At 73.4% G+C, this 24,058-nt stretch carries 17 protein-coding genes; 9 read left to right on the top strand and 8 right to left on the bottom strand.

Annotation, left to right across the window (positions count from 1 at the left end; translation table 11 throughout):
- The first annotated feature begins 94 nt into the window (after nt 1-94).
- The 4 genes from G569_RS0104420 to G569_RS0104405 are packed head-to-tail and all read left to right on the top strand — an operon-like array spanning nt 95 to nt 7,881.
- On the top strand, nt 95-2,083 hold the full coding sequence (locus tag G569_RS0104420) for a hypothetical protein (RefSeq protein WP_028062523.1): 1,989 nt from the start codon (nt 95-97) through the stop codon (nt 2,081-2,083).
- Nucleotides 2,080-4,014 (top strand): hypothetical protein, encoded by a 1,935-nt coding sequence (locus G569_RS0104415; RefSeq protein WP_037494738.1) that lies wholly within the window; start codon nt 2,080-2,082, stop codon nt 4,012-4,014. Before G569_RS0104420 ends, G569_RS0104415 begins: the two co-directional genes overlap by 4 nt.
- The gene (locus tag G569_RS0104410) at nt 4,011-6,017 is read left to right on the top strand and encodes a hypothetical protein (protein ID WP_037494736.1); all 2,007 of its coding nucleotides are present in this window, start codon (nt 4,011-4,013) and stop codon (nt 6,015-6,017) included. The genes G569_RS0104415 and G569_RS0104410 overlap by 4 nt, the downstream gene beginning before the upstream one ends.
- A gap of 1 nt (nt 6,018) precedes the next feature.
- The gene (locus tag G569_RS0104405; protein WP_028062520.1) at nt 6,019-7,881 is read left to right on the top strand and encodes a hypothetical protein; all 1,863 of its coding nucleotides are present in this window, start codon (nt 6,019-6,021) and stop codon (nt 7,879-7,881) included.
- Here the strand turns inward: G569_RS0104405 and G569_RS45510 are convergent.
- The 8 genes from G569_RS45510 to G569_RS45500 all read right to left on the bottom strand — a co-directional run bounded on the left by G569_RS45510 (nt 7,875) and on the right by G569_RS45500 (nt 14,452).
- Nucleotides 7,875-8,507, bottom strand: coding sequence for a DUF47 domain-containing protein (locus G569_RS45510; protein WP_053225851.1), 633 nt, complete (start codon nt 8,505-8,507; stop codon nt 7,875-7,877). The genes G569_RS0104405 and G569_RS45510 overlap by 7 nt on opposite strands.
- Before the next feature lie 206 nt (nt 8,508-8,713).
- Nucleotides 8,714-9,073: a zinc ribbon domain-containing protein gene (locus tag G569_RS0104395; protein ID WP_028062519.1), complete on the bottom strand. Its 360-nt coding sequence runs from the start codon at nt 9,071-9,073 to the stop codon at nt 8,714-8,716.
- Nucleotides 9,073-9,975, bottom strand: a complete 903-nt coding sequence (locus tag G569_RS0104390; RefSeq protein WP_028062518.1) for a hypothetical protein — start codon at nt 9,973-9,975, stop codon at nt 9,073-9,075. Before G569_RS0104390 ends, G569_RS0104395 begins: the two co-directional genes overlap by 1 nt.
- Before the next feature lie 116 nt (nt 9,976-10,091).
- The gene (locus tag G569_RS0104385) at nt 10,092-10,811 is read right to left on the bottom strand and encodes a hypothetical protein (RefSeq protein WP_157591813.1); all 720 of its coding nucleotides are present in this window, start codon (nt 10,809-10,811) and stop codon (nt 10,092-10,094) included.
- Complete coding sequence (locus G569_RS0104380) at nt 10,808-11,551, bottom strand: phosphate ABC transporter ATP-binding protein (RefSeq protein WP_028062516.1); 744 nt, start codon at nt 11,549-11,551, stop codon at nt 10,808-10,810. Before G569_RS0104380 ends, G569_RS0104385 begins: the two co-directional genes overlap by 4 nt.
- Before the next feature lie 128 nt (nt 11,552-11,679).
- Nucleotides 11,680-12,624 (bottom strand): PstA family ABC transporter permease, encoded by a 945-nt coding sequence (locus G569_RS45505; protein WP_053225850.1) that lies wholly within the window; start codon nt 12,622-12,624, stop codon nt 11,680-11,682.
- A complete protein-coding gene (locus tag G569_RS0104370) occupies nt 12,621-13,643 on the bottom strand; it encodes a PstC family ABC transporter permease (RefSeq protein WP_245602392.1) in 1,023 nt (340 codons plus the stop codon). Before G569_RS0104370 ends, G569_RS45505 begins: the two co-directional genes overlap by 4 nt.
- Entirely contained in the window at nt 13,643-14,452 is an 810-nt protein-coding gene (locus G569_RS45500; protein ID WP_037494732.1) for a phosphate ABC transporter substrate-binding protein, read from the bottom strand. Before G569_RS45500 ends, G569_RS0104370 begins: the two co-directional genes overlap by 1 nt.
- Nucleotides 14,453-14,592: 140 nt before the next feature.
- Between G569_RS45500 and G569_RS0104360 the strand changes: the two genes are divergently transcribed.
- The 5 genes from G569_RS0104360 to G569_RS0104340 all read left to right on the top strand — a co-directional run bounded on the left by G569_RS0104360 (nt 14,593) and on the right by G569_RS0104340 (nt 24,039).
- Nucleotides 14,593-16,464, top strand: a complete 1,872-nt coding sequence (locus G569_RS0104360; RefSeq protein WP_028062514.1) for a PKD domain-containing protein — start codon at nt 14,593-14,595, stop codon at nt 16,462-16,464.
- On the top strand, nt 16,461-18,413 hold the full coding sequence (locus tag G569_RS0104355) for a TolB-like translocation protein (RefSeq protein WP_028062513.1): 1,953 nt from the start codon (nt 16,461-16,463) through the stop codon (nt 18,411-18,413). Before G569_RS0104360 ends, G569_RS0104355 begins: the two co-directional genes overlap by 4 nt.
- 166 nt (nt 18,414-18,579) lie before the next feature.
- The gene (locus G569_RS0104350) at nt 18,580-20,361 is read left to right on the top strand and encodes a substrate-binding domain-containing protein (protein ID WP_028062512.1); all 1,782 of its coding nucleotides are present in this window, start codon (nt 18,580-18,582) and stop codon (nt 20,359-20,361) included.
- Nucleotides 20,362-20,443: 82 nt separating this feature from the next.
- A complete protein-coding gene (ftsH, locus tag G569_RS0104345; RefSeq protein ID WP_245602385.1) occupies nt 20,444-22,351 on the top strand; it encodes an ATP-dependent zinc metalloprotease FtsH in 1,908 nt (635 codons plus the stop codon).
- On the top strand, nt 22,348-24,039 hold the full coding sequence (locus G569_RS0104340) for a hypothetical protein (protein ID WP_028062510.1): 1,692 nt from the start codon (nt 22,348-22,350) through the stop codon (nt 24,037-24,039). Before ftsH ends, G569_RS0104340 begins: the two co-directional genes overlap by 4 nt.
- Nucleotides 24,040-24,058: the final 19 nt, after the last annotated feature.

The raw sequence follows: 24,058 nt of genomic DNA, 5'->3' as shown, positions 1-24,058 counted from the left end.
CGTTGTCCCGAGGATTCCCCTCTGGCGCTCCGCTCAAGCCTGGCGTCAACGGATGAACACTCCTGCTCAAGTTTCCTTCATCTATGGTGCGCCAATGCTTCGCACCCTGCTGGTGTCCGCCGGTCTGCTCGCCTGTGTTCCCGCCGCCGCCTCGGCGTCGCCGTTCGGCGAGTTGCCGTTCCAGCCGGTCAGCGGGACCGCGACCTGTCTGCGGGCGACCGGGACACCGGGCGAGCTGATCCGCCAGAGCGAGGAGAACATTGAGGCGCTCGACGCCTCGGCCACCGGTCTGACCCCGGCCGCGACGCTCGCGGCCGGCGGCATCAGCGGTTGCGCGGACGCCGCGTCGTGGGCGGGCGGCGGCAGCGTGGTCGCGTTCGCCGTCGGCACCGAGCTCCAGGACGAGACCTGGGCGCGCGCGTACGTGCGCGAGCCCGGCCAGGCCTGGGGCCAATCCGTCGACGTGGTCGAGCCCGAGGAGGGAGCGCTCTCAACCGGGATCGCCACCGCCGCCTCACCGCGCGGAGACGCGTTGGTCGCCTTCGCGGGCGTGACGTCCAAGCAGCGCGCGACCCTGCGCGTCGCCCGCCGGCTCCCGGGCGGGGCGTTCACGCCGGCCGAGACGCTGCAGTCGCGCCGCACCGGCGACCCGGTCGCGCCGGTCGTGCACGCCGGCTTCGCCGCCTCAGGCGAGGCGATCGTGCTGTGGACGTACATGCCCGACAAGGAGGGCGCGGAGCGCGAGCTGTGGGCGGCGACCGCACCGCCGGGCGCCCCGTTCGGCGCCCCGCAGAAGATCGACCCGATCGCCAGCGGTCTCCCGTACGACCTCGCGGTCGCGCCTGACGGCCGCGTGCTCGTCACGTTCGTCTCCGGCGACCAGCTGGTCGCGGCCGAGCGCCCGCCGGGCGGCCGATTCGGCTACCCGTTCCTGATCGCCGACACGATCGACGAGTTCGGCGTGGTGCCGACCGTGGCGCTGCGGCCGGACGGCGGGGCGATCGTCGGCTGGGCGGGGCTGAGCGACGCGACGATGACGATCCGCACCCGCCAGGCGCCGGGGGTCTTCGGTCCGGCGATCGCGATCGGCCGCGCGCATCGGCTCGAGAGCCCGCCGCTGATGACCCTCGTCCGCCTGCTCGAGACGGCGCTCACCGGGCTGCAGGGCGAGTTCGGGATCGGCGGCGCGCCGCCCGACACCCGCGGCGGCAACCCGCGGGCACTGCTCGGCGCCGACGGCCGCGTGCTGCTCACGTGGGCGCAGATCCAGCGCTCGGACGGCGTCTGGCGGATGCTGCCGCGCGCGGCGCTCGTGAACTTCGAAGGCGGCGAGCGGGAGCCGATCGCGGTCGGCGGGACGCTGCGCAACGTCGACTCGCTCGTCCCCGTCGGCCTGCCCGACGGCTCGCGCGGCGTCGCCTGGACGGACAACTCCGGACGGCTCGGTCGCGTGCACGTCGCGCGCGAGGGCTCGCCGCAGCCCGCGGATCCTCCCGCGCCGGCGGTACGGCTGCAGGTCGCGGGCTCGCACACGCTGGCCGGCCAGGCGCCGCTGCGGCTGCGCGCGACCTGCGACGCGGCGTGCGACGTCTACGCCCAGCTCGTCGGGAATGACCAGGTCGGCGCCGATCTCTCCTTGCCGGGAGCCGGCTCCGGCCGCCTCGAGCTCACGCGGCTGCTCAGGCCGGTCGCGCCGCGTGGCGGCGGGCCCGTGCACGTGCTGCTGCGCGCGTCGGCGCCGGGTGCGCGGACGGCGACCACCCGCACGCTGACCTTCCGCCTGCGCCGCGCCCCGGCCAAGCTCCCGCCCGTTCCGCTCGGCCTGACCGCGGTGCGCGACGGCGACGTGGTCGTCGTTCGCTGGCACACCGCCAAGCCCGCCTCGCCGCGCGACTACTTCGTGCTCGGTTACGCCGGCGGTGAGGAGCCGGTGACCGGCGGTGACGTCGCGGGCAGAGCGAAGCGCACGAGCTTCGTGACGCGGCTGCGCGACGTGCGGCGGCGGGTGACGCGGGTCACGGTCGTCCGCGCCGACCCGGACACGCTCGAGACCGGTCGCACCAGCGTGAGGGTGCAGGAGTGAGAGGCGCAGCGGTGGCCGCGGCGTTCGCGCTCGCGGCCCCGGCCGGCGCGCACGCCGCGCCGTTCGGCGAGCTGCCCTCGTTCGCCGCCCGCGATGGGGTCAGCTGCCTGAGCGCGACCGGCGAGCCGGGTGGGATCGCGCACGGCCTCGGCCTCGACCTCGGCTTCCCCGGCCGCACCGAGTTGCTGCGCGCGGACGCGACCGGCCTGCACCCCGGCGCGCCGCTCCCGGCCGCGCCCTACGGGTCCTGCAGCGCGCTCGACCTGCGGCCCGATGGCGTCGGGATCGAGGCGCACTTCTTCGCCGAAGCGCCCGGCGAGAGCGGCGTTCGCGCCGTGCTGCGCGAGGGCGGCAGGTGGGGCGAGCCCGTCAAGGTTCACGGCGACCTCGGGACCGACTCCTTGGACGCGGCGATCTCCGATTCGGGCGCGGCCGTGGTCGCGGCGGCGGGCGGGACCGCGTCCGGGTTCGAGGTGACCGCGACGCGCCGCGCTCCCGGCGCGGCGTTCGGCGCGAACGAGACCCTGATGCGCGCGCCCGACACGGCCGGCAGCGTGAGCCTGCAGGCGGGCGTGACGGCCGCGGGCGAGACCGTGCTCGCGTGGTCCTTCCGGCCGCGCCTGAAGGCGCCGCGCCAGTTGTGGGCGACGTATGCCGCCCCGGGTGAGCCGTTCCACGCCCCGGTGCGCGTCGGCGCGCCGCGGGGCCCGTTCGCGCTCGCCGTCGGCGACGGGGGAGACGCGGTGCTCGCGTTCACGGCGGACAAGCGGATGCACGTCGCCGAGCGTGTCGCCGGCGCGGCCTTCGGGACGGCGCGGGACGTCGGTGTCGCGGACGACCCGCTGGTCGTCTTCCCCGCTGCCGCCGTGCGCCCCGACGGCGCCGCCGTCGTCGGCTGGGTGGACTTCCTCGACGGCGCCGTACGCGCGGTGACGCGTCCCGCGGCGGGTGCGTTCGGCGGCGAGCTGCGGCTGGCGCCGTCGATCTGGCTGGGCTTCGACCGGGCGCTGTTCGACGAGTCGATCAGCCCCGACTTCCGCGACAGCGACTATGGCTTCGAGGACCAGATCCAGATCGCGGGCGCGACGTTCGCGGGGGACCGCGCGTTGCTCGCGTGGACGGCGTCCACCCGTCGCGACGGCGTCTACGCGTTCTCCCCGTCGGTCGCCGCCGTGCCGTTGGCCGGCGGGCCGGCCGAGGTCCACCCGCTCGGCAACGGCCTGCGCGACATCGCCAGGGCCGCGCCGCTGGTCCTGGCGGACGGGACGCCCGCAGTGGTCTGGGCGGACGACGAGGAGCAGCGCGTGTCCCTGGCCGTCGAGGGTGCCGCCGGCGTGCCTGACGTCGGCGCGCCGCGGCTGCGCGTCGGGGCGCCGGAGCAGCGCTTCCTGCGCGCGGACGACCCGCTGGTGCTGCCCGTGACCTGCTCGGCGGCCTGCGACGTGCGCGTCTCGTCCGCCGAGGGCGTGTTCGACGCGACCGCGGCGCTGTCGCTGCGACGCGCCGGCACGGAGACCGTCACCCTGCGGCCGGAGGTGCGGCCGATCGCGCGACTGGACGGCAAGCCCGTCCGCGTGTACGTGCGCTGGGGCGCGCCCGGCACCGCGCACCCGCGCAGCCGGACCGTGCTGGTCCGCGTGCGCCGCAAGCCCGGGCCGCCGGCGCCGCGCGTCGAGCGCCTCCGCGCCCGCCACGACGGCGACGACGTCGTCGTGACCTGGCGGACCGACCGCAAGGCCGGTAAGGACGACTTCCTCGCCTTCGCCCGCGCCGAGCGCGACGGTGACGCCCTGAAGGGCGCGGTCGCGACCGGCTCCGGGCGCCACTTCCGCGCGCGCATCCGCGATGTCGCGACCGCGCGCTTCGTCACCCTCCTCACGGGCCCTACGCCCGGGATCGAACGCCGCACGACCGTGGAGATCAAGTCATGAGACGCAGCCTGTTGACCGCCGCCCTGGTCCTGGGGGTGATGCCGGCCGCCGCCTCGGCGGCACCGTTCGGTGAGGTCGGCTTCCGCCCGGCCGGCGGGATCGCGACGTGCGTGCGGGCCACCGGCCTGCCGGGCGAGCTGGTGCGCAGCACCGCCACCGGTGCCCAGTTCCTGCAGGCGAGCGCGGCCGGGCTGACGCCGACCGCCGACGTCGCGAGCGATGGTGACGCGAAGACGTGCCCGCAGGCCGCGGCGCGGCCGAACGGCGTCGGCATCGTGGCGTTCGCCGTGCGCTCCGGCAGCGAGGCGTTCGTCCGCGCGTCGCTGCGCGAGGCGGGCGGAGCCTGGGGACCGCACGTCGACGCGCTGCCGGTCACGGACATAGCGAGCACGCACCCGCTGGCGGCCGGCATCTCCGAGCGCGGTGACGCGGTGGTCGCGCTGGCCGGGATCAACGACAAGGGACGCCTGCAGATCCTCGCCGCGCGCCGCGCGCCCGGCGGCGGGTTCGGCGCGACCGAGACGCTCGTCACCGCGCCCAAGACCGCGTCGAGCGGCCTGGGGCTCGTGACGGCGGTGCGCGTCGTGGCGGGCGTGTCCGCGGGCGGTGACGCGGTCGTCGCCTGGTCGCTGCAGCCGGCGCCCGGCAAGCCTCGCGAGCTCTGGGCGGCGGTCGCTCCCGTGGGCGCCCCGTTCGGCGCGCCGGCGAAGGTCGGCGCGTTGCGGCCCAACTCGTCCTTCAGTCTCGCGGTGGGCGACGGGGGACACGCGCTGCTGGCCTTCGTGAACGGCACCGATGTGCTCGTCGCCGAGCGCGCGCCCGGCGGCGCGTTCGGCACGCCCGTCCGGGTGGGCCGCGGCGAGGACACGATCCTGGTCGTCCCCGCCGCCGCCATCCGTTCCGACGGCGGCGCGATCGTGGCCTGGAACCAGGCGCTCGCGGGCGACGTGCAGGCGGTCGCGCGGGCGCAGGCCGGCGCGTTCGGGGCGCCGGTCACGATCGCCCCGAAGAGCGGGCTGCGCTATCCGAAGAGCATCCTCGACCTCTTCACGGAGTTGCTCGGGGACGAGGACCTGGGCGGCTTCACGCTGAACGGGGACGGCATGGACGACGACGGGGGCGATGCCCGCGCGATGATCACGGCCGACGGTCGCGGTGTGGTCACGTGGGCGGGTGCCGCCCAGCGCGACGGCGTCTGGTGGGCGCCGCCGCTGGTGGCGACGCTGCCACTGACCGGCGGCGCGCCCAGCCACGCGATGTTCGGCGCCGAACTGCGCGAGGCGGGCGCGACGACGCCGCTGCTGAGCGCCGATGGCGCGCTCGGGGTCGCGTGGGCCGACAACAACGACCGCGACAAGGACGGCCGGCTGCACCTCGCGCTCGAGGGCGTCCCGGACGGCGCCGACCCGGCGCCGCCGGCGCTGACGGTGATCGCGCCGAAGAAGCGGGTGCTCGCGGCGGATGAGTCGCTGCGCTTCGGCGTGCGCTGCTCGGCGGCCTGTGACGTGCGCGCGCAGATCGGCTCCGGGGTTCTCGTGCCCGGCGACGGCTTCTCGCTGACGCGCGCGGGCAGCGCCACGCTCAGCCTGGATTCGACGCTCGCGCCGGTGGCGAGCCTGCGCGGCGGTCCGGTCACCGTGCGTCTCCTCTACGCGTCTCCGGGCGCCCGTCACGCGACCACGAAGAACGTCACCTACCGACTGCGCCGGCTGCCGGACACCCCGCTGCCGAAGGTCCTGGGTGCGACCGCGCGTCGCGACGGAGACGAAGTCGTGGTCAGCTGGCGCACCGACCGCCCCGCCAAGCGGTCCAACTTCGCCGTCTTCGGCGTCAAGGATCGCGACGACACGTTCGACGTGGTCGGCTACGGCGACACTCGCGGCAGCGGCCGCAGCTTCCACGTGCGCCTGCGCGGGGCAGGCGAAGCTCGCTACGTGCACATCGTCACGGGCGCCGAGGGCACCCGGAAGTCGCACACCACGACCGTCCGGGTACGAGGCTGAGATGAGAATCGCGCTCGCCGTCGCCACGCTCGCCCTCGTGCAGAGCGGGGCGTCGGCCGCGACGTTCGGCGAGCTGCCGTTCCGGCCTGTCGGGAGCGCGGCGGCGTGCCTGGCGCCGACGGGCGTGCCGGGCGGGCTCGTCCGGTGGACGCCGGGCGGCGCCGAGCTGCTCGATGCCACCTCGGGCGGGCTGGTACCGCAGGCGGAGATCCCGCTCGGGAGGTTGTCGACGTGTCCGGCGACGGCGATCGACGCGAGCGGCGCGGGGGTGATCGCGGGCGGGACGCGCAAGGGCGTGCGGGCCGTCGTGCGCGATCCCGGCGGGACCTGGGGCGCACCGGTGGCGCTGTCGTCGAAGCTCGGCTACAGGGTCACCACGGCGGTCTCGGCCCGGGGCGACGTCGTGGTCGCCTGGCTCGAGTACGGCGAGGACTACCGGACGGTGAAGATCAAGGTCGCGCGGCGGTCGCCGGGCGGCGCGTTCGGGACACCGCAGCAATTGGCGGCGAGCGACTTGCTCGGTGGTGTGGCGGTCGGGCTGACGGCGACCGGCGAGGCGTGGGCGGTCCTGTCCGACCAGCACGCCGTGCGGGTCACGAACGCCGCCGCGGGCACCGCCTTCCCCGCGCCGCGGAGGCTGTTGTCGCGGACCGCGTTCACGTACGAGCCGACGTTCGCCGTCGCTGACGACGGCCGGATCCTGCTCGCGGTCGCCGGCGGGGACGGCACGACGCTGTTCGACCGCGAGCCGGGCGGCGAGTTCGTGCGGCGGCCGGCGATCCCAGCCGAAGGGGACGTCGCGCTCGCGCTCGCCGATGACGGCACGGCGGTCCTCGCGTGGGAGTCGAGCGACGACGTGACCGTGCTGCGCCGCTCAGGGACCGGGCCGTTCGGCGCGCCGGTCCACATCCGGCGCGAGCAGCCGCGACGTCTGACGGAGAACGCGTTCTCGATCGGGCTCTACACCGTCGGCGACTCACCTCCGCTCGATCCCGCGCAACTGCGGGTCGCGCTCGGCGCGGACGGTCGCGCGCTGCTCGCCTGGCCCGGCCCGGAGACGGGGTTGCAGGCCGCGTCGCTGGGCGTCGACGGCAAGGCCGAGGCGATGAGCCTGGGGAGCCCGGTCCGCCCGGCGACCGGGCTCTCGCCGCTGCTGCTGCCCGACGGCTCCCGCGCCGTGGCGTGGGGGGACGGGAACGAGTTGTTCTCCGTGCCACCCTTCAGCGGCCGCCTGCACCTCGCGCTGGAGGGCGCGGCGGACACGCCGACGCCCACGGCGCCGGAGCTGACCATCGGCGTCCCGCGCGATCGCGCGCTGCGGCCGGTCCAGCCGCTGAGGCTCCCCGTCAGGTGCAGCGCGGCGTGCGACGTGCGCGCGTACATCGTCGGGCGCTCGATCTCGGCGACGCTGGCACTCGCGCGAGCCGGCTCTCGCGACCTCGAGCTCGAGCCCAACTTCGCGCCGGTCGCGCCAAAGCGCGGACCGCTGAAGATCACGCTCAGCTGGAGCGCGCCAGGTGCGCGCACGGCGTCGCGGCGCACGATCTCGGTGCGCGTGCGCCGGCTGCCCGCACCGCGGCTCCCGCACCTGCTCGACGTGCGCGCGCGACGCGGTGCCGGGGGCGTGGTCGACGTCCGCTGGCGCACCGACGGCCCCGCGCAGGACGCGGAGTTCATCGTCGTCGGCACGAGAACGCGGACGGGGCGGGCAGAGCGCGACCCGAAGTACGCGAGCGCGCCCGGCGGCACTCGCCGGCGCAGCTTCCACGTGCGCCTGCGCGATGCGAGCAAGGTGCGCTACGTGACCGTGGTCCTGTCGCAGACCCTGGGCGGCGACCGGTCGGTGCGCGTGCGGGTTCAGTGACCGTTGGCGCGCTTGAGGACCATGCCCTCGAGCACGTTGGCCACCGTCTCGCACGCGTCGACCGCCGACTCGAGCGTCTCGAAGATGTCCTTCCAGCGGATCACGATCATCGGGTCGATCCCGGCCGCGAAGAGGTTGGCGATCGCCGCCCGCTGGATTCGGTCGCCCTCGTTCTCGAGCCGGTGGATCTCGACGAGCTGCGCGCCGACGTCGAGACCGTTGCGCAGCCCGCGCAGGCTCTGGGCGACCTGCTCGGAGGCGTTGACGAGGACCTCTGAGATCTGCTGCGCCTGCTCCATCGGCGCTTCGACGCCGTAGAGCGCGAGCTGGTCGGCGGCCTCCTCGGCGAAGTCGACGATGTCGTCGAGCGCCCCCGCGAGGGCGTGGACGTCGTTCGGATCGAGGTGCGTCCTGCGGCTCCCGCGCTCGGCGAGGCGGTGCAGGATGTCGTGGACGATCCGGTCGCCCTCCTGCTCGCACAGCACGATGTCCCGCGCGAGCCCGGCCTGCTCGGGATAGTCCGAAAGCAGGTCGCGCAGCAGCATCGCCGAGCGCTGGACGTTGCGGCCGGACTCCTCGAAGAGGGTCAGCAGCTCGGGGTCAGGAGCGGAACGATGCAAGGACACCGTTGGAACCTAACCGCGAGTTCCGGGCCGCGGAACGGCGTTTACAAACTCTTCACGACCGTGCATTCACAACCTCGTCACTGGGGCTATTGCATCTCGGGCTTGACTGTGTCTTGCGGCCCGTCGGAGCGGTGCCGCAACCGAACTCGGAGCCTCGGCGCGGTCCCTCCTCTCTCCTCGCCGCGTCGGGGCTCTGAGTGACTCGCTTACATCAACGGATGCGCGCACTGCGAGCAGAACAGCGCGCCCCGCGGGTACAGCGCGTCGCAATTCGGACAGGCGCCGGCCGCGCCGCCGCCGTCGATGCGCTCGAGCCGCTCGATCGCCCCGAGCTCGGCGTCGACCTCCTGCAGCCGCGCCGCGCGGCGGGCCAGCAGGTCGACGCGGAAGTGGTCGCGGATCGCCATCTCGTAGGCGAGCCCACCGAGGTCGAACTGCAGCTCGGCGAACTCGCGCTCGAGCTGCTCGCGGCGGCTGAGCAACTCGTCGTGGCCGATCGCGCGCCCGCCGCCCGGAGGCAGCGGGGCGGGCTCGGTGCGGACGTACTGCCGTCGGAGCGCGCGCATCAGCCGATCTCCGTCGCGTCAGAGTCGCCGCCGGGCTTCTTGTCGTCGGCGGGCGGCGGGGTCCCCTCGGATTTCACGGTGGGCGGGGCCTTGCGCGTGTTCTTCTGCGCGTCCTCGGGCGTCTGGGACTCCTCCTGCTTCTTGAGGTCGTCCTTGGACTTCGTGACCGGCGTCGCCGACGGCTCGGCGTCCGCCGCCGTGTCTTTGACCTCCACGACCTTGGCGTCCGGGAAGTTGGCCTGGATGCCGGAGAGCGCGCTCTCGGCGTCCTCCTTGCTCGTGTGCACGCCGGAGTAGATGACGTAGTTGCCGCCGTCGAGCGACGGGAACGAGTCGGAGTCCAGCGCGCCGACGTCGGCCGCGCCCTGACCCGCGGCCTCGCTCTTGGCGGCGGCGATCGCGTCGGGCGTCGTGCCGTCCTTGGGCAGCGTCTTGAGCTGCACGGTCCAGCCGGTCTGCCCGGCGGGCCAGTCGGGCGTGAAGGTGGCGGCGACCGTGGCGGCCGGCGTCGGCGTCGTCACGGGCGCGGAGGCCGCGGCGCTCGGCGCCGCCGTCACGACCGGCGTGGGCGTGGCGGCGACCTGCGTCGGCGTGTCGTCACCGCCGCCGGCGATCAGCACCCCGGCGAGGATGCCGAGCGCGAGCGCGGCGGCGCCGGCGAGCCCGAACAGCGCGGACATCGCCCAGTCCGGGATGCCGCCGGGGCCGCGCCGCGAGACGGGTCGCGGCGGCAGGGGCTGGGTGGCCTCAGGGGCGGGCGCGGCGATGACCTGCGACGCGGCGGGGAAAGGCACACGCATGTCGGCGCGGCGTTCGCCGCAGCTCAGGCAATAGCGCTGGTCCGAGGCCAACAGCGCGCCGCAGTGGGCGCACGGCTCGGTCTCGCGCGCCAGTCGCGGCACGTGCAACGCGTCTCCACTGCCTCGCCCGGAGGGCTCGTCACCGCTCCGCGCGGGCGTAGGCGGCTGTTGCGGCGGCATTTGCTCCGCTCGGGAGTCGTGCGTGGTGATGCTGGCCATCAGGGGGTCCTCACGACGGTGGGAGGCGCCGACGCGGAGAGCTCGGCTCCGGCCGGGTCGCCGATCGGGAAGGCGGAGAAGTGGGCGCTCTTGCCGGGCGCGAGCTTCTCCACGATCGCGCGGCCGGCGGCGACGACCTTGTCGTCCTTGCGCGCGATGACATAGACGACGAGCCGGCGCTGCTCGACGCTCGAGCGGTTGGCGACGTCCCCGACGATCGCGCCTTCGCCGGAGGCGTCGGTCTCGGGCTTGAGGTTGGTGACCTCCATCCGCGGCAGCTCGGACGGGCCGGGCTTGGCACCCGCGCCGACCTTCGCCACCACAGATCCGCCCTGGCCCGCGAGCGTCACCTGGTCGTTGACCCACGCGATCTCGCCGCCCGCGCCCAGCGAGGCGACGCTCACGAGCGAGGTGTCGAGGCCGGGCGCGTCGTTGGCGTAGAGCGCCTTCGAGCCCTGGTCGAGGACCTGCACCGAGAGCGGCAGGTTCACGAGCGACCCGCGCGACTCGTTGCGCAACTCGACGACGGTCGCGGCGCCGTTGTCGTCCTGCAGGATCGTCGTCCCCTCGACCTTGACCTCGGTCGACTCCTGCGAGACCACCAGGCCCTTCTCGTGCTTGGCCTTCTGGGCGGCGGCCTCGAGCTTGGCGCTCTTGGACTGCGTGGACTCGCAGCCGGCGAGCGCGAGGGCGGCAAGAGCGACCACGGCGATCCTCATCCGAATGCCCCGCCCACGTAGTCCGCGGTGCGCGTGTGCTGCGGGCGCTCGAAGACGTCTTCGGCCGGCCCGTACTCGACGAGCTCGCCGAGGAACATGAACGCCACGCGGTCGGCGATCCGGTACGCCTGCTGGAGGTTGTGGGTGACGATCACGACCGCCAGCTCCTCGCGCAGGTCGAGGATCAGCTCCTCGATGATCGCGGTCGAGCGCGGGTCCAGCGCCGAGCACGGCTCGTCGAGCAGCAGCACCTCGGGCCGGGCCGCGAGCGCGCGGGCGATGCACAGGCGCTGCTGCTGGCCGCCGGACATCCGCAGCGCCGGGCGGTCGAGGTCGTCCTTGACCTCGTCCCAGAGTCCCGCGCGCGTGAGCGCCTCGCGGACCGGCGCCTCGAGCACCGCCCGCTTGACGCGCCGCGAGCCCTGCTCGCGCAGCGCGTAGGCGACGTTGTCGAAGATCGACATCGGGAACGGGTTCGGCTGCTGGAAGACCATCGAGATCCGTCGCCGCAGCGACGTCACCTCGATCCCGTCGACGTCCGCGTCGTCGAGCAGGATCTTGCCGCCGCGGCCCGCGCCGGGGGTGAGCTCGACGAGCCGGTTGAGCGAGCGCAGCAGCGTCGTCTTGCCGCAGCCGGACGGGCCGATCAGCGCCAGCACCTCACCCTGGTGGACGGGGATCGAGACGTTGTTGACCGCGACCTTGCTGCCGTAGGCGATCGTCAGCGCCTCGGTGCGCATGCGCTCGATCCCGACCGACGCCAAGGGCGGGCGGGTGCGCTTGAGCGGCGAGTGCCCGTTGCCCTCGGGCACCTCCACCGGGACGTGCGGGGCGTCGACCACGATCCGCCGGATCGGCGGCGGGGGCATCAACGGATCCATCCGAGCTGCTCCGATCCGCGGGCGATCCGATCGACCACCCAGTTGAGGAAGAGGACGAGCATGAGCAACAGGAACGCGGCGGCGTACGCCTTCTGTGGCGCGCCGCCCTCGCCCGAGGGCGAGTTCGCGTAGACGTAGGTCGTCAGCGTCGACCCTGTGCCCTGCAAGATGTTCAGGCCCGGGATCGAGCCGTTGGACTCCAGTTGCAGCGTGCCGCCGCCGAGCAGCAGAACGACCGCGGTGTCGCCGGCGATCCGGCCCATGCCGAGCGCGGTGCCGGTGGCGATGTTGGGCCGCGCGACCGGCAGCAGGACCCGGTGGATCGTCGCCGCGCGGGTCTTGCCGAGCGCGTAGGACGCCTCGCGCACGTGCCGCGGCGTGGCGAGCAGGCCCTCGCGGGTGGCGCCGACGATCAGCGGCAGCGCCTCGAGCGAGAGCACCGTGCAGCAGATCAGCAGCGAGCGCCCGAAGACCGCGCCGCCCTCACCCGTGGTCGAGAGGAAACCGAGGCCCTGCTGGGCGAAGAACGCCAGGCCGAACAGCGCGAGCACGATGCTCGGCGTGCCGGCGATCACCTCGACGCCGGACTCGACCATGCGCGCGAGCCACGCCGGCTTGCCGTACTCGGTCAGCCACACCGCGGTGGCGATCCCGAGCGGTGCCGCGATCACGATCGCGCCCCCGATGATCAGCATCGTGCCCAGAAGCGGGTCGAGGAAGCCGCCCGACTTGGACTGGTCGAGGTCGGCCACGGGCCGGCTGATCAGCAGGTCGGGCCTAAGGTATTGGATGCCGCGGTAGGCCATGTAGAGGACGATCGCGGCGGCGATCGCCACCAGCGCGATGCCGGCCGCCCAGCATGCGCCCAGCAGGAGCCGGTCCATGAGCGGCCAGTCGCGCGAGGAGCCTGCGGGGTCGGTCCGGACGCTCACGACTGCACCCCGAAACGACGCAGGCGGCGGCGGACGGCCCAGCCGGTGATGCTCAGCATCACGCTCGAGACCATGATCACGGCGGCGAACGCGAACAGCGTCGCGCCGTACGGCTTGACCGTGATGCCCTCGGCGCCCTGCACGATCGCGGCGGCGAGCGGCAGCACCGGCTCGAAGAAGAAGGTCGGCCCGTCGATCGGGTTGGGCGCGAAGATGACGCCGCCCGAGACCATCGCGAGCATGATCGCCTCACCGAGCGCGCGGGCGAGCGCGAGGACGGCGCCGGCGACCAGCGCGGGGCGCGAGGCGCGCAGCGCGATCGTCCACATCACCCGCATGCGGTTCGCGCCGAGCGCGAGCGCGCCTTCGGTCCACGAGCTCGGGACGGCGCGCAGCGCGTCGACCGCGATCGCGATCATGATCGGCACGATCATGATCGTTAGCAGCCCGGTGGCCACGAGCAGTGACTGGCCGGTGAGCTGGATCACGTAGAAGACCGATTCCTTGCGCTCGAGCGAGATCAGGTGCTGGTTGACGAACGGGACGATCACGAGCACGCCGATCAGGCCGTAGATCACGCTCGGCACGCCCGCGAGCAGGCGCACGACGGGCTCGAGCACGCGGGTCATGGCCGGGGGCGCGAAGGCGACGATGTAGAGCGCCGCGAGCGTCGAGATGACCAGGCCGAGCAGCACCGCGCCGCCGGAGGCGAGCACGGTGCCGTAGAGCAGCGGAAAGGCGCGCAGCTTGTACTCGAACGGCGCCTTGGAGGAGAAGATCTGGTCGAGCTGCGTGTTGGCGTTGCCGCCCGCGCCGAACCAGTGCAGGCCGTTGGCCGAGAACGCGGGCCAGGCCGTCTTGAACACGTACACGGCCATGCCCGCGATCACGAGCAGGACGAGCACGCCCGCCGCGCCGAGCGCGGGGCCGACGAGCCGGTCCGACCACCAGCCCGCGGGCGCCTCCGCCGCGGGTGCGGCGGTGGCGCCGGCCGGATGCTGGGTGACCGCTTCCGCCACTACTTGTACGGCACGTAGTCCTTCGCGACGATGCTGCCCTGCACCGCAGGCGAGCGCGCGAAGTCGATGAACTTCTTGACCACGCCCTTGGGCTGGCCGAGCGTGACGAACCAGAAGTTGCGGACGCCGGGGTACTGGCCCGACTTGGCGTTGCGCAGGTTGCAGGCGACGCCCTTGTACGGGACCGCGTACGTGCCCTCGGTGAACTTGAAGTCGACGTAGCCGATCGCCTGCGGGTCGCTCGCGACCGCGGACTGGACGAGGCCGTTGGTGGCCTTCTGCGACGCGCTCGGCGAGACGTTGAGCGACTGGCCCATGAAGATGTTGCGGAACGCGTCCTGCGTACCGGAGGCCTGCGTACGCGTGTTGAGGTTGATCGGGCCGGTCACCTTCGCGCCCTGGACGTCGTCCCAGCGGCGGACCTTGCCGGAGAAGATGTCCTGCACCTGCTGCTGCGAGAGGTTCGCGATCGCGTTGTCCGGATGCGTGACCACGCAGACGCCGTCGCGGGCGATCTTGTTGAAGACCAGGCCGCCCGGGTCACCGCTCTGGAGGTCACGCGAGGAGGCGCCGATCGAGACGCGCTTGCGGGCGACGTCACCGATGCCGATGTCCGATCCGCCCTGCGAGATCGAGAACTTGACCGAGCCCGGGTACTTCTTCAAGTACGCCTTCGCGAGCTTGGTCTCGAGCGGGTACACGGACGTCGAGCCGCTCATCAGGATCGTGGTTTTGGCCTGCGCCGCGGCGGGCATCGACAGCGCGGCGATCGCTGTGGCGGCGACGAGAAGTTGACGAGGGCGGCTCACGGTGCTCCTTCAGTTCGAGTCCGTGCGGGCATGGCAAAGCCCGCAGCGGCGCCACTCTCTCCGAGGCGAGACACCAAGTTGTGGTCATCTCGTAAAGCCCTCGTTCGAGTCCGGTGAAGGCGCCGTAGGTTCGGCGGATCGTGCGCATCCTCTGCGTCCTCTTCGCCTGCCTCCTGATCCCCGCGACCGCCGCCGCGAGCATCTCCTCCGTCACCCCGATCGACGGCCCGTCATCGGACATCGTCGACTTCGGCGGGACCGCGATGGCGCCCGACGGGACCGGCGGCATCGTCTACCGCAAGCGTGTCGACGGGCGCACGCACATCTTCGCCGCGCAGTTCGACGGCCGCGACTGGCGGGCGCCGCAGCGCATCGACGCCGGGCAGCAGTTCGACTCCTCCTGGCCCGTGATCGGCGCCGGGTCAGGCGGCCGGCTCGTCGTCGCGTGGGTGCAGGAGTTCGGCCCCGGGTCCGATCGGTTGTACTCGGCCGGACTCGATCCAGGCGCCTCCCGCTTCCAGCCGCCCGTGCCGGTCGACCTCAATGTCGGCGAGTCGATCGGCACGGCGCCGACGCTGGCGATGAGCCCGGGCGGCAACGCCTACCTGGCCTACCTCGTCATGCAGGTCCCGACCGGCACCGACCCGCCCGGCTACACCCGCGGCGAGCTGCGCGCCGCGCGCTACGACGGCGCCTACTGGTCGGGCTTCGGCCTGCCGCTGAACCGCAACCCCCAGGCACCGCTGAGGGCCCCGGGGGAGAGCGCGCCGCCGCAGGTGACGATGGACACGACCGGCAACGGCATCCTCGCCTGGCAGGAGCCCGACGACACGCTCGTGGACCGCATCTGGGCGCGTCGCCTGTTCGGCACCAACTTCGGCATCGCCACGCAGGTCACGCCGGCCGCGACCGGCGGCCGCGTGGACCAGTTCTCGCTCGACGGCGCGGGCTTCGGCCAGGGCGCGATCGCCTTCCGCCAGCAGACGGCGGCCGGCCCGCGGCTCCTGCTGGCCACGATCCCCGAGACCTCGGCGCCCAATGCGTCCGCGTTCGGGCCGCCGCGGTTCGTCGACGGTGGGACGGAAACGACGCCGCCGGCGGTCTCGCCCGGCCCGGCGGCGGTCGCGGTCGACCGCGTCGGCGACACCGCGACGGCCTTCGGGCTCGCGCAGCGCAGCCTGCTCACGCCCGCCGACGACCGCACCGTGAGCCCGGTCGAACGGCTCGACGACGGCCGCACGAGCATTCCGGGGACGCCTGAGGTCGACATCGCGGCCTCAGGCGCGGCGGTCGCGGCCTGGCAGGTGCGCCGTGGCGGCTCGGGCGGGATGGGCGTGACCGAGCGCCGCGCGGACGGCGTGCCGGTCAGCCAGGCGCTGGCCGCCCCCGCCGGAGGGACCGTGTCGGGCTTCGGGCTCGCCGGGACCGGGCTCGGCGACGGCCTGCTCGGCTGGATCCAGGGGAGCCCGCCCGCCCGCCAGATCGCCGGGCTCGTGGTCGACGCCCCGCCGGACCCGTTCGCCGCCAACGCGCCGACGAGCTTCGTCCGCACGCCGCCCCAGATCCGCTGGGACATGCCCGCCCACGCGATCGGCGGCGTCACGTTCGCCGTCACGATCGACGACGACACGGTCGCCGAGAACGTGAAGGGCACGAAGCTGCAGTTGCGCCCGCGCGACCTCGACGACGGCGTCCACGTCCTGCAGGTCGTGGCCACCGACGCGGGCGGGCAGGAGACCACCAGCCGCCCGGCCGACCTCAAGGTCGACCAGACCAAGCCGCGGGTGCGCGTCCAGCGCTTCCGCAACCGGCTCGTGCAGGTGACGGTCTCCGACCCGACCTCGGGCGTCGACAACACCTCGGTCAACGTCGCCTGGGGCGACGGCAAGCGCTCGTCCGGGCGCCGCACCGCCGCCCACCGCTACCGCTCCGGCGGCCCGTTCCGCATCACCGTCACCGCCCGCGACAAGACGGGCAACCGCGTCAGCTTCAACAAGAGGGTCTCGCCGTGAGAAGGCTGCTGGGTGTCGTGCTCGTCGTGCTGGCGCTGCCCGTGGCGGCCCAGGCCTACGTGCCGCCGGGGGCGACGATCGTCTCCGCGTCGCTGGAGCTGCGCGAGCAGGGGGACGAGCCCAGCGGCGCGCCCGACATCTCCGCCGACGGGCGCTTCGTGGTCTTCGAGACCCGCGCGCGCAACCTCTTCGGGCCGGACTTCGCCGACCCGCGCGGCGCCCACTACGACGGCGGCGTGATGCGGCGTGACGTCGCGTCCGGCCGGCTCGAGCTGATCGCTCCGGGGGACCTGATCGGCGACGACGGCACCGTGCGGGTGCGCGGCGCGCGCAACCCGTCGATCTCGGCCGACGGGCGCTACGTCGTCTTCTCGACCGCGGAGAAGCTCGTCCCCGCCGACACCAACGGCAACATCGACGTCTACCTGCGCGACGTCGACGCGGGCCGCTACGAGCTGATCTCCGCCCGCGACGGCGGCGACGCGTCCGCGAGCTACGGCGTCCGCGACCCGGACCTCCCGGGGCGCAACCCCGGCGCCGACGTCAGCCCGGGGGTCGCGATCTCCGATGACGGCGACCGCGTGCTCTTCCGCAGCGTCGACATCGACTCCGACCTGCCGGACGCCGCGTCCCCGACCACGCCGCCGTACCAGCTCTTCGTCCGCACCCGCTCGACCAAGCGCACCACGCTGCTCACCCGCGACATGACGACGGGCGAGCCGGTCGGCGGCGCGTCGGCGGGCGGTGCGCTCTCGGCCGACGGCACGACCGTCGCCTGGCCTGGGACCGCCGCCGAGCGCCAGACGCGCATGCTGGCGGGGGAGATCTCGGACGCGAGCATCTTCTACTACCTGTGGCGCCGCGTGGACGGCGGGGCGACGCGCCGCATCACCGGGCCGGTCGAGCCCGACCTGCCCGAGTGCACGAGCTACCCCGGCGTCCCGACCGTCGTCGACGGGTGCACCGGACCGCTCAGCGACCGCGAGCAGTACGCGGGCACCGGGATCACCGGCACGCTGCCGGCGCTCAGCGCCGACGGCTACCGGGTCGCGTTCATCACCGGTGCACCGCCACGGCCGAGCATCCTCGGCGTGACCCAGGACCTCTGGGTCACCGACATGCACGAGGGCGTGACCCGCACCGCGGGGAGCCGCGAGCTCACACGTGAGGGGACCAACAAGGACCCCGCGGACGCGTCGGCGATCTCGTCGGTCGCGCTCTCGCCGGACGGACGCTGGGCCGCGATCGTCACGCAGCGCACGCGGTTCCTGCTCCCTGCGCTGCGGCTCGTCGACGCGCCGACGACGGCCGTCGGCATCGACGAGCTCTACCTGATCGACCTGGCCACCGGCGACATCCAGCGGGCGCTGCGCAGCACCGCCGGCGGCAACGCCGACGGCGCCGTCGGCAACGCGCTCTCGCTCTCCGACGGCGGGCGCCGGATCGCGTTCGTCTCGAGCGCCGACAACCTCTTCTTCGGCGACGCCAACCAGCGCGCCGACGTCTTCGTGATCGACCGCGCGGATGCGCCGCCGCCGGCGCCCGTCGAGCAGGAGCCGCCGGCCGAGTTGCCGGCCGAGAGCTTCGACCCGCCGCCGCCCGTGGTCGCCAAGCTGCGCGTGACCGTGCGCAAGGCGCCGAAGGGTCGTGTGCGGCTGCTCGTGCGCGCGCCGGACAAGGGCAAGTTCGCCATCGCCGTGCGCGGGCGCCTGCCCGACGACGACGGCCGCCTGCGCGGCGCGGCGAAGCTCCTCGGCTCTTCGACCAAGAGCGTCAAGAAGAAGGGCGCGGTCACGCTCGACGTCAAGCTCGCGAGCAAGTACGCGGCGCTCGCGCGGCGCAACAAGAAGCTCGACGGGTCCGCGACGGTCACGTTCACGCCGGTCTCAGGAGCCCCGCTGAGCGGTACGACGACGGTCCGTTTCAGCGCTCCTCCGAAAAAGAAGTGAACGGCCTGTTGCGGTCATGTAAATGACCCGTTTGAAGTCGGTGAACGCCTCTTCACGGGGCGCCGCGGTTCCGCGAGGCTGCCCGTCGTCCATGCCCCGGATGGGCAGGCAAGCCCGCCGCTCGGTCCGGGCCAAGATCGCTTTCACGAAGGAGTCGTCCCAGGTCATGTCTTCGTTCGCGCTCAGCACGCGACGGCGCCGTTTGGCGCTCAGCGTCGGGGGTGCGGTTGCCGCCGCCCTCTTCGCCGCTCCGGTCGCGTCGGCCGATTTCACCCTCACCGAGTGCCAAGGCGGGGCCGCGCCCGGCCAGGGCGCGACGTTCCAGAACAGCGCCTTCATCGGCTTCAAGGGCGTGTACGGGCAGGAGGCGCCCGTCGGCTGCGGTACGGCGTCGGCGGCGAACGTCACGTACGCCGGCACCGGCTCCGGCGCGGGGCGCGCGGCGCTCGGCTCGCGCGAGAGCGGCAACACGCTCGGCGCCCGTAACCCGAGCTACCGCTGGGCCGGCGCGGACGAGCCGCCGACCAAGCAGCATCGCGAGTGGATCGAGGCCGGCCCGATCGACGCCAACGGCGCCGACGTCACCGCCGCCGACAACGCGAAGCTCCACGTCGTCCCGGTCGCCATCGGCGCGATCACGGCGATCGTCCACCTGCCGGACGAGTGCACGAGCTACGGCGCGTCCCCGCTCTACCGCGGCCGCCCGAAGGTCACGCTGGTCAACTTCGAGAAGGCCTGGCACGGCGAGATCACGACGTGGGGCGGCCTGATCGGAGGCATCGACCCGGCGTGCGCCGCCAAGCCGATCAAGCGCATCGTCCGCAAGGACTCGTCCGGGTCCACGTTCGCCTTCAAGCAGGCGATGCTGGCGATCAACCCCGCCAACACCGATTGGCGGACGCTGGGCAACCAGGTCTGGCCGAGCGACGGCACCGCGATCCGCCCCGGCGCCGACGGCGGCGGCGCGCTCGCGGACGCGGTCAAGCTCGCGGCCAACGCCGGCTCGATCGGCTACGTCGACCTCGCCACGGCGCGCGGCCGCGGCGGCTTCACGCTGACGACCGACGGCTCGTTCGACCGCATCTTCTGGCTGCCGATGCAGCGCACCAAGAACGACGCGGACACCTACGACGACCCGCAGTCCGACGCTGACGGTTACAAGGACGGCGCGACCACGCGCGGCGCCAACTGCGCCGGCATCGAGCCGCGCAACATGCCGGGCGCCCCGCTGCTGGACCCGACGTACGGCGACTGGTCGACGACCGACTCGACCCTGAGCGGCAAGACGTACGCGATCTGCACGCTGACGTACGACATGGCGTTCGACGACAACGCTGTCGCGTATTGCGTCTCGCCCGAGGAGGAGGCCAAGGCCCGCACGGTCAAGGACTACCTGACCAAGGGCGTGCTCTCGACGGCCGGTCAGAACAGCCTGCCGAAGAACGACTACGACGCGCTGCCCGTCAGCGTGCTCGGCGTGGCCAAGGACGGCGTCGCGGCCATCGGCTGGAACAAGGGCGGCGCGGGCCGTGCGTGCGAGGGCCAGGTGCAGCCGACCCCGACGCCGACCCCGACCGCGACGCCCGTCGGCGACCAGAAGCCGCCGGCGCCGACGCCGCCGTCGAACGCGATCACGATCGCCTCGGCCCGCGTGAGCGGCACGTCGATCCGCCTCTCGCTGCAGGTCCCGGGCGCGGGCAAGATCACCGTCGCCTCCTCGACCAAGCCCAAGAAGGGCAAGGCGATCAACCTCGCCGCCAAGAACGTCACGGTCACCAAGGCCGGCGCGCAGACGGTCACCGTGAGCCTGTCCTCGAAGGCCAAGAGCGCCCTCAAGAAGGACAGGAAGCTCAAGGTGACGCTGAAGGTCACTTACACGCCCACCGGCGGCGCTGCCAAGACGGTCACGAAGTCCGTGACGGTCAAGCAGGCCAAGAAGAAGGACTAGTAGCCCTCCAATGAGTCGCGACACATCAGCCCTGACGAACCGCCCCAGCGCCGCTCGGCGCATAGCCGGGACCCTGGGGAGCGTGCTCGCAGGGCTGGTGCGCCGCCTCACCAAGGACCCGCTCTCGACGTTCCTGTTGGCGGCGTCGATCGGCCTGACGATCACCTTCTTCCTGCTGCTGGGCAAGACCCTGCCGTCGTCGCCGGGCAGCGAGACGCCGCTGTCGACGATGACGCAGCTCTCGACCCAGAAGGCGATCGTCAGAGCGACGCTGCTCGACCAGGACGCGCGAGCGGTGATCGACACCGCGGATGGCCGCACGCTGTGGGCGGCCTACCCGAGCTCGGACGCCCAGCTCAATTCGCTGATCAACCTGCTGGGCAAGAACGGCGCGATCGTCGACATCGACCAGCAGGCCGGCAAGCCGGCCCTGGAGATCGTGGTGCAGTTCCTGATCCCGATCCTGCTGCTCGTCTGCCTGTTCGCGCTGTTCACGCGGCTCGGTGCCGACGGCGGCGCGGGCGGCATCGCCTCGTTCTCCAACTTCAAGGGCAAGGGCCGCAAGCGCGGCGCCAAGGCCGCCAACCGGCTGACGTTCGACGACGTCGCCGGCGCGGGCGAGGCGGTCGTCGAGCTGCGGGAGATCCGCGACTTCCTGGCCGACGCCTCCAAGTACCTCGAGCTCGGCGCCGCGCCGCCCAAGGGCGTGCTGCTCGTCGGGCCGCCCGGCACCGGCAAGACGCTGCTGGCGCGGGCGACCGCGGGCGAGGCCGACGCCGCGTTCTTCTCCGTCTCCGGCGCGGAGTTCGTCGAGTCGCTGGTCGGCGTGGGTGCCGCGCGTGTGCGCGACCTGTTCGCCAAGGCCCGCAAGATGGCGCCGGCGATCATCTTCATCGACGAGGTCGACGCCGCCGGCCGCAAGCGCGGCGCCGGCATCGGCCAGGGAAACGACGAGCGCGAGCAGACGCTCAATCAGCTGCTGGTCGAGATGGACGGCTTCGGCGGCGACGCCGGGATCGTCGTCATGGCGGCCACCAACCGCCCGGACATCCTCGACCCCGCGCTGCTGCGCCCGGGCCGCTTCGACCGCCAGGTCGTCATCGACACGCCCGACGTCCACGGCCGCTACGAGATCCTCAGCCTCTACGGCCGCAAGAAGCCGATCGACCCGGACGCGGACCTGATGGACATCGCCCGCATGACGCCGGGCTTCTCGGGCGCCGAGCTGGCCAACGTCGTCAACGAGGCCGCGCTGCTCGCCGTGCGCGAAGGCACCGGGACGATCGACCAGCCGACGCTCGAGGAGGCGATCGACCGCGTCGTCTCCGGCCCGGCCAAGAAGTCGCACGTGCTGTCCCCGCGCGAGCGCGAGGTGATCTCGATCCACGAGGCGTCGCACGCCGTCGTCGCCCGCGCGATCGGGCAGTCGATGGGCGGCGGGGCGCAGAAGCTCTCGATCGTCGCGCGCGGGCGCACGCTCGGCACCGCGACCTCGCAGCTGGTCGACAAGGACGTGACGGTCCTGCAGGAGGCCGACCTCATGCGCCAGCTGACCGCGATCGTGTCCGGCGCGGCCGGCGAGCGCGTGCACTTCGGCATGGTCTCGACGGCGATCAACGACGACCTGCACGCAGCGACGAACCTCGCCCGCTCGATGGTCACGTCGTTCGGCATGTCGCCCGAGCTCGGCCTGGTGACGATCGGCGAGCAGGGCGGCGAGGTCTTCCTCGGCGCCTCGCTGCAGGAGCTCGGCTCGGTCGGGCCGGCGACGCTCGAGCTGATCGACCGCGAGATCGAGCGGCTCGTCGCCGAGGCGGTCGAGCGCGCGTCGGTCGTGCTGCGCGCCAACTGGGACGCGGTCCGCGAGATCGCCCAGGTGCTGCTCGATCTCGAGACGGTCTCCGGCGTGGCGCTCGAGGCGCTGCTGTCGCCCGTGACGCCCATCGAGGTCGACGAGATCCGCGTCAACGGGCGCCGGCCGGTCGAGTGATCCGGCGGGCGGTCGTTTCGCTCGCGCTGTGGGCCGGGCTGGTGTCGGTGGCGTCCGCCGACGAGCCGCGCTGGCGGCTCGAGCAGCCCGCGCCGCCCGAAGGCGCGCCGTTCCAGGTCGCGCTCGGGACGCCGGGCTCCCTGACGTTCTGGGCGCCCAACCGCGGGCTGCTCGCGGTCGAGGGCAACAGCGTCGTCCCGCGCGGGATCCTGGCGTGGGACGGGGTCTCGTGGCACACGCTCGCGACCGTCTGCGGCGGTCCCGGGGACACGATGCGGATCGCGTGGGCGGGGCCGACCGAGTTCTGGACCGTATCCGAGCCGTCGCGCCCGCGTCAGGGCTCCGGCACCGCGCTCTGCCACTTCAAGGACGGCGCGGTCGTCGCCTCCTACTCGACCGCCGACAACGCCGCCGATCCGTACCGGTCGATGAACGCTGCCGCCTGCCGCGCGGCGGACGACTGCTGGTTCGGCGGGATCGGGTCGCGCGACCCCACGGGGACGCGCGTCGGCGCGTTCCACCTGCACTGGGACGGCTCGGCGCTGCGCACCGTCTACAACGCGCGCAGCGGGCGCGCGGTCACCGACCTGGTCGCGGCCGGCGAGGGCTTCGTGGAGACCGTCGCCGTGGGCTCGCGGCGTGGGTCGGCCGACGCACCCGACCCGCGGCCGCTCGAGTCCCAGCCGCTGCTGCTGCACCGGATCGACGGCGGCGTCTTCGCCAACGACCCGTTCGTCCCCGACGAGCAGGCCGACGGCGGCAGCGAGCTGCTGGCGGCCGATGTGGCGCCCGGCACGGGTGCCGTGTGGGCGGTCGGCGGCGGTGCCGCCTCCGGGCCCGAGGTGACCGAGCACGGCGTCGACGGCGTCGTCCAGCGCCCGCCACTCGCGGTGCTGCGCCGCGGCGGTGGCGGCGAGGTGTTCCGGGAGGTGGAGCTCAAGGGCGCGACGTTCGGCGTCGCCGACCGGCTCGAGGACGTCGCGGCGGTGCCGGACAGCCTGAACGCCTGGGCGGCGCTGGTCCCGTTCGCCGACCGCGGGCGCACGAACGCGAAGGCGCTGGTCGCGCGGATCGCGGGCGACACGGGGGAGACGACGGTCGAGTCACTGCCGCCGTCGGGCTCCGGCCGCGGCGCGGCGGCGCGGATCGCGTTCCCGGGCGAGCGCCAGGGCTGGATGGTCACGAACGCCGGGTGGCTGTTCCATTACTCCGACGGCACGCCCCTGGAGCGCGACACCGAGCCCGCGTTCGCGGGCCCGATCACGACGCGCCCGAACGAGGCCGCCGAGCAGTTCGTCCCCGACGCGGCGCCCGCTGACGACTCGCAGCTGTTCGCCCCGCCGCCGGTCGAGGTGCAGACCGACTCGACCGTGGCCCAGGAGCCGGAGCAGCTCGAGGCGCTGATCAAGAACCTCTCCAAGCCCAAGCTCAAGGGCACGACGCTGTCGCTGTCGTTCACCGTCACCCGCAAGGCCAGGATCCAGCTGATCGCGAGCCGCCACGGGCGGGCCGTCGCCAAGTCGCCCAACAGGACGTTCAAGAAGGGCAAGCACACGATCAAGCTCAAGCTGTCGCGCAAGAAGTGGCCGACCCGTCTCAGCTTCAAGACCAAGGAGCTGACGATCGACGACTCGCAGATCGCGAAGCCGGGCGACGACACGACCGTCAGCTCCCCGGAGGGCGGGTGACGTGCGGCGGGCATGGTTG

Origin of the sequence: Solirubrobacter soli DSM 22325 (assembly GCF_000423665.1) — a bacterium.
Lineage (GTDB): Bacteria > Actinomycetota > Thermoleophilia > Solirubrobacterales > Solirubrobacteraceae > Solirubrobacter > Solirubrobacter soli.
Note: the sequence above shows the minus strand (reverse complement) of the source record. Positions and strands in the feature narration are given on the sequence as shown.

What these genes read in the sequence shown, in the direction of transcription:
- G569_RS0104420 (WP_028062523.1), top strand. Translation starts at nt 95, where the DNA reads ATGCTTCGCACCCTGCTGGTGTCCGCCGGTCTGCTCGCCTGTGTTCCC.
- G569_RS0104410 (WP_037494736.1), top strand. Translation starts at nt 4,011, where the DNA reads ATGAGACGCAGCCTGTTGACCGCCGCCCTGGTCCTGGGGGTGATGCCG.
- G569_RS0104405 (WP_028062520.1), top strand. Translation starts at nt 6,019, where the DNA reads ATGAGAATCGCGCTCGCCGTCGCCACGCTCGCCCTCGTGCAGAGCGGG.
- G569_RS0104395 (WP_028062519.1), bottom strand. Translation starts at nt 9,073, where the DNA reads ATGCGCGCGCTCCGACGGCAGTACGTCCGCACCGAGCCCGCCCCGCTG.
- G569_RS0104385 (WP_157591813.1), bottom strand. Translation starts at nt 10,811, where the DNA reads ATGAGGATCGCCGTGGTCGCTCTTGCCGCCCTCGCGCTCGCCGGCTGC.
- G569_RS0104380 (WP_028062516.1), bottom strand. Translation starts at nt 11,551, where the DNA reads ATGCGCACCGAGGCGCTGACGATCGCCTACGGCAGCAAGGTCGCGGTC.
- G569_RS0104350 (WP_028062512.1), top strand. Translation starts at nt 18,580, where the DNA reads ATGTCTTCGTTCGCGCTCAGCACGCGACGGCGCCGTTTGGCGCTCAGC.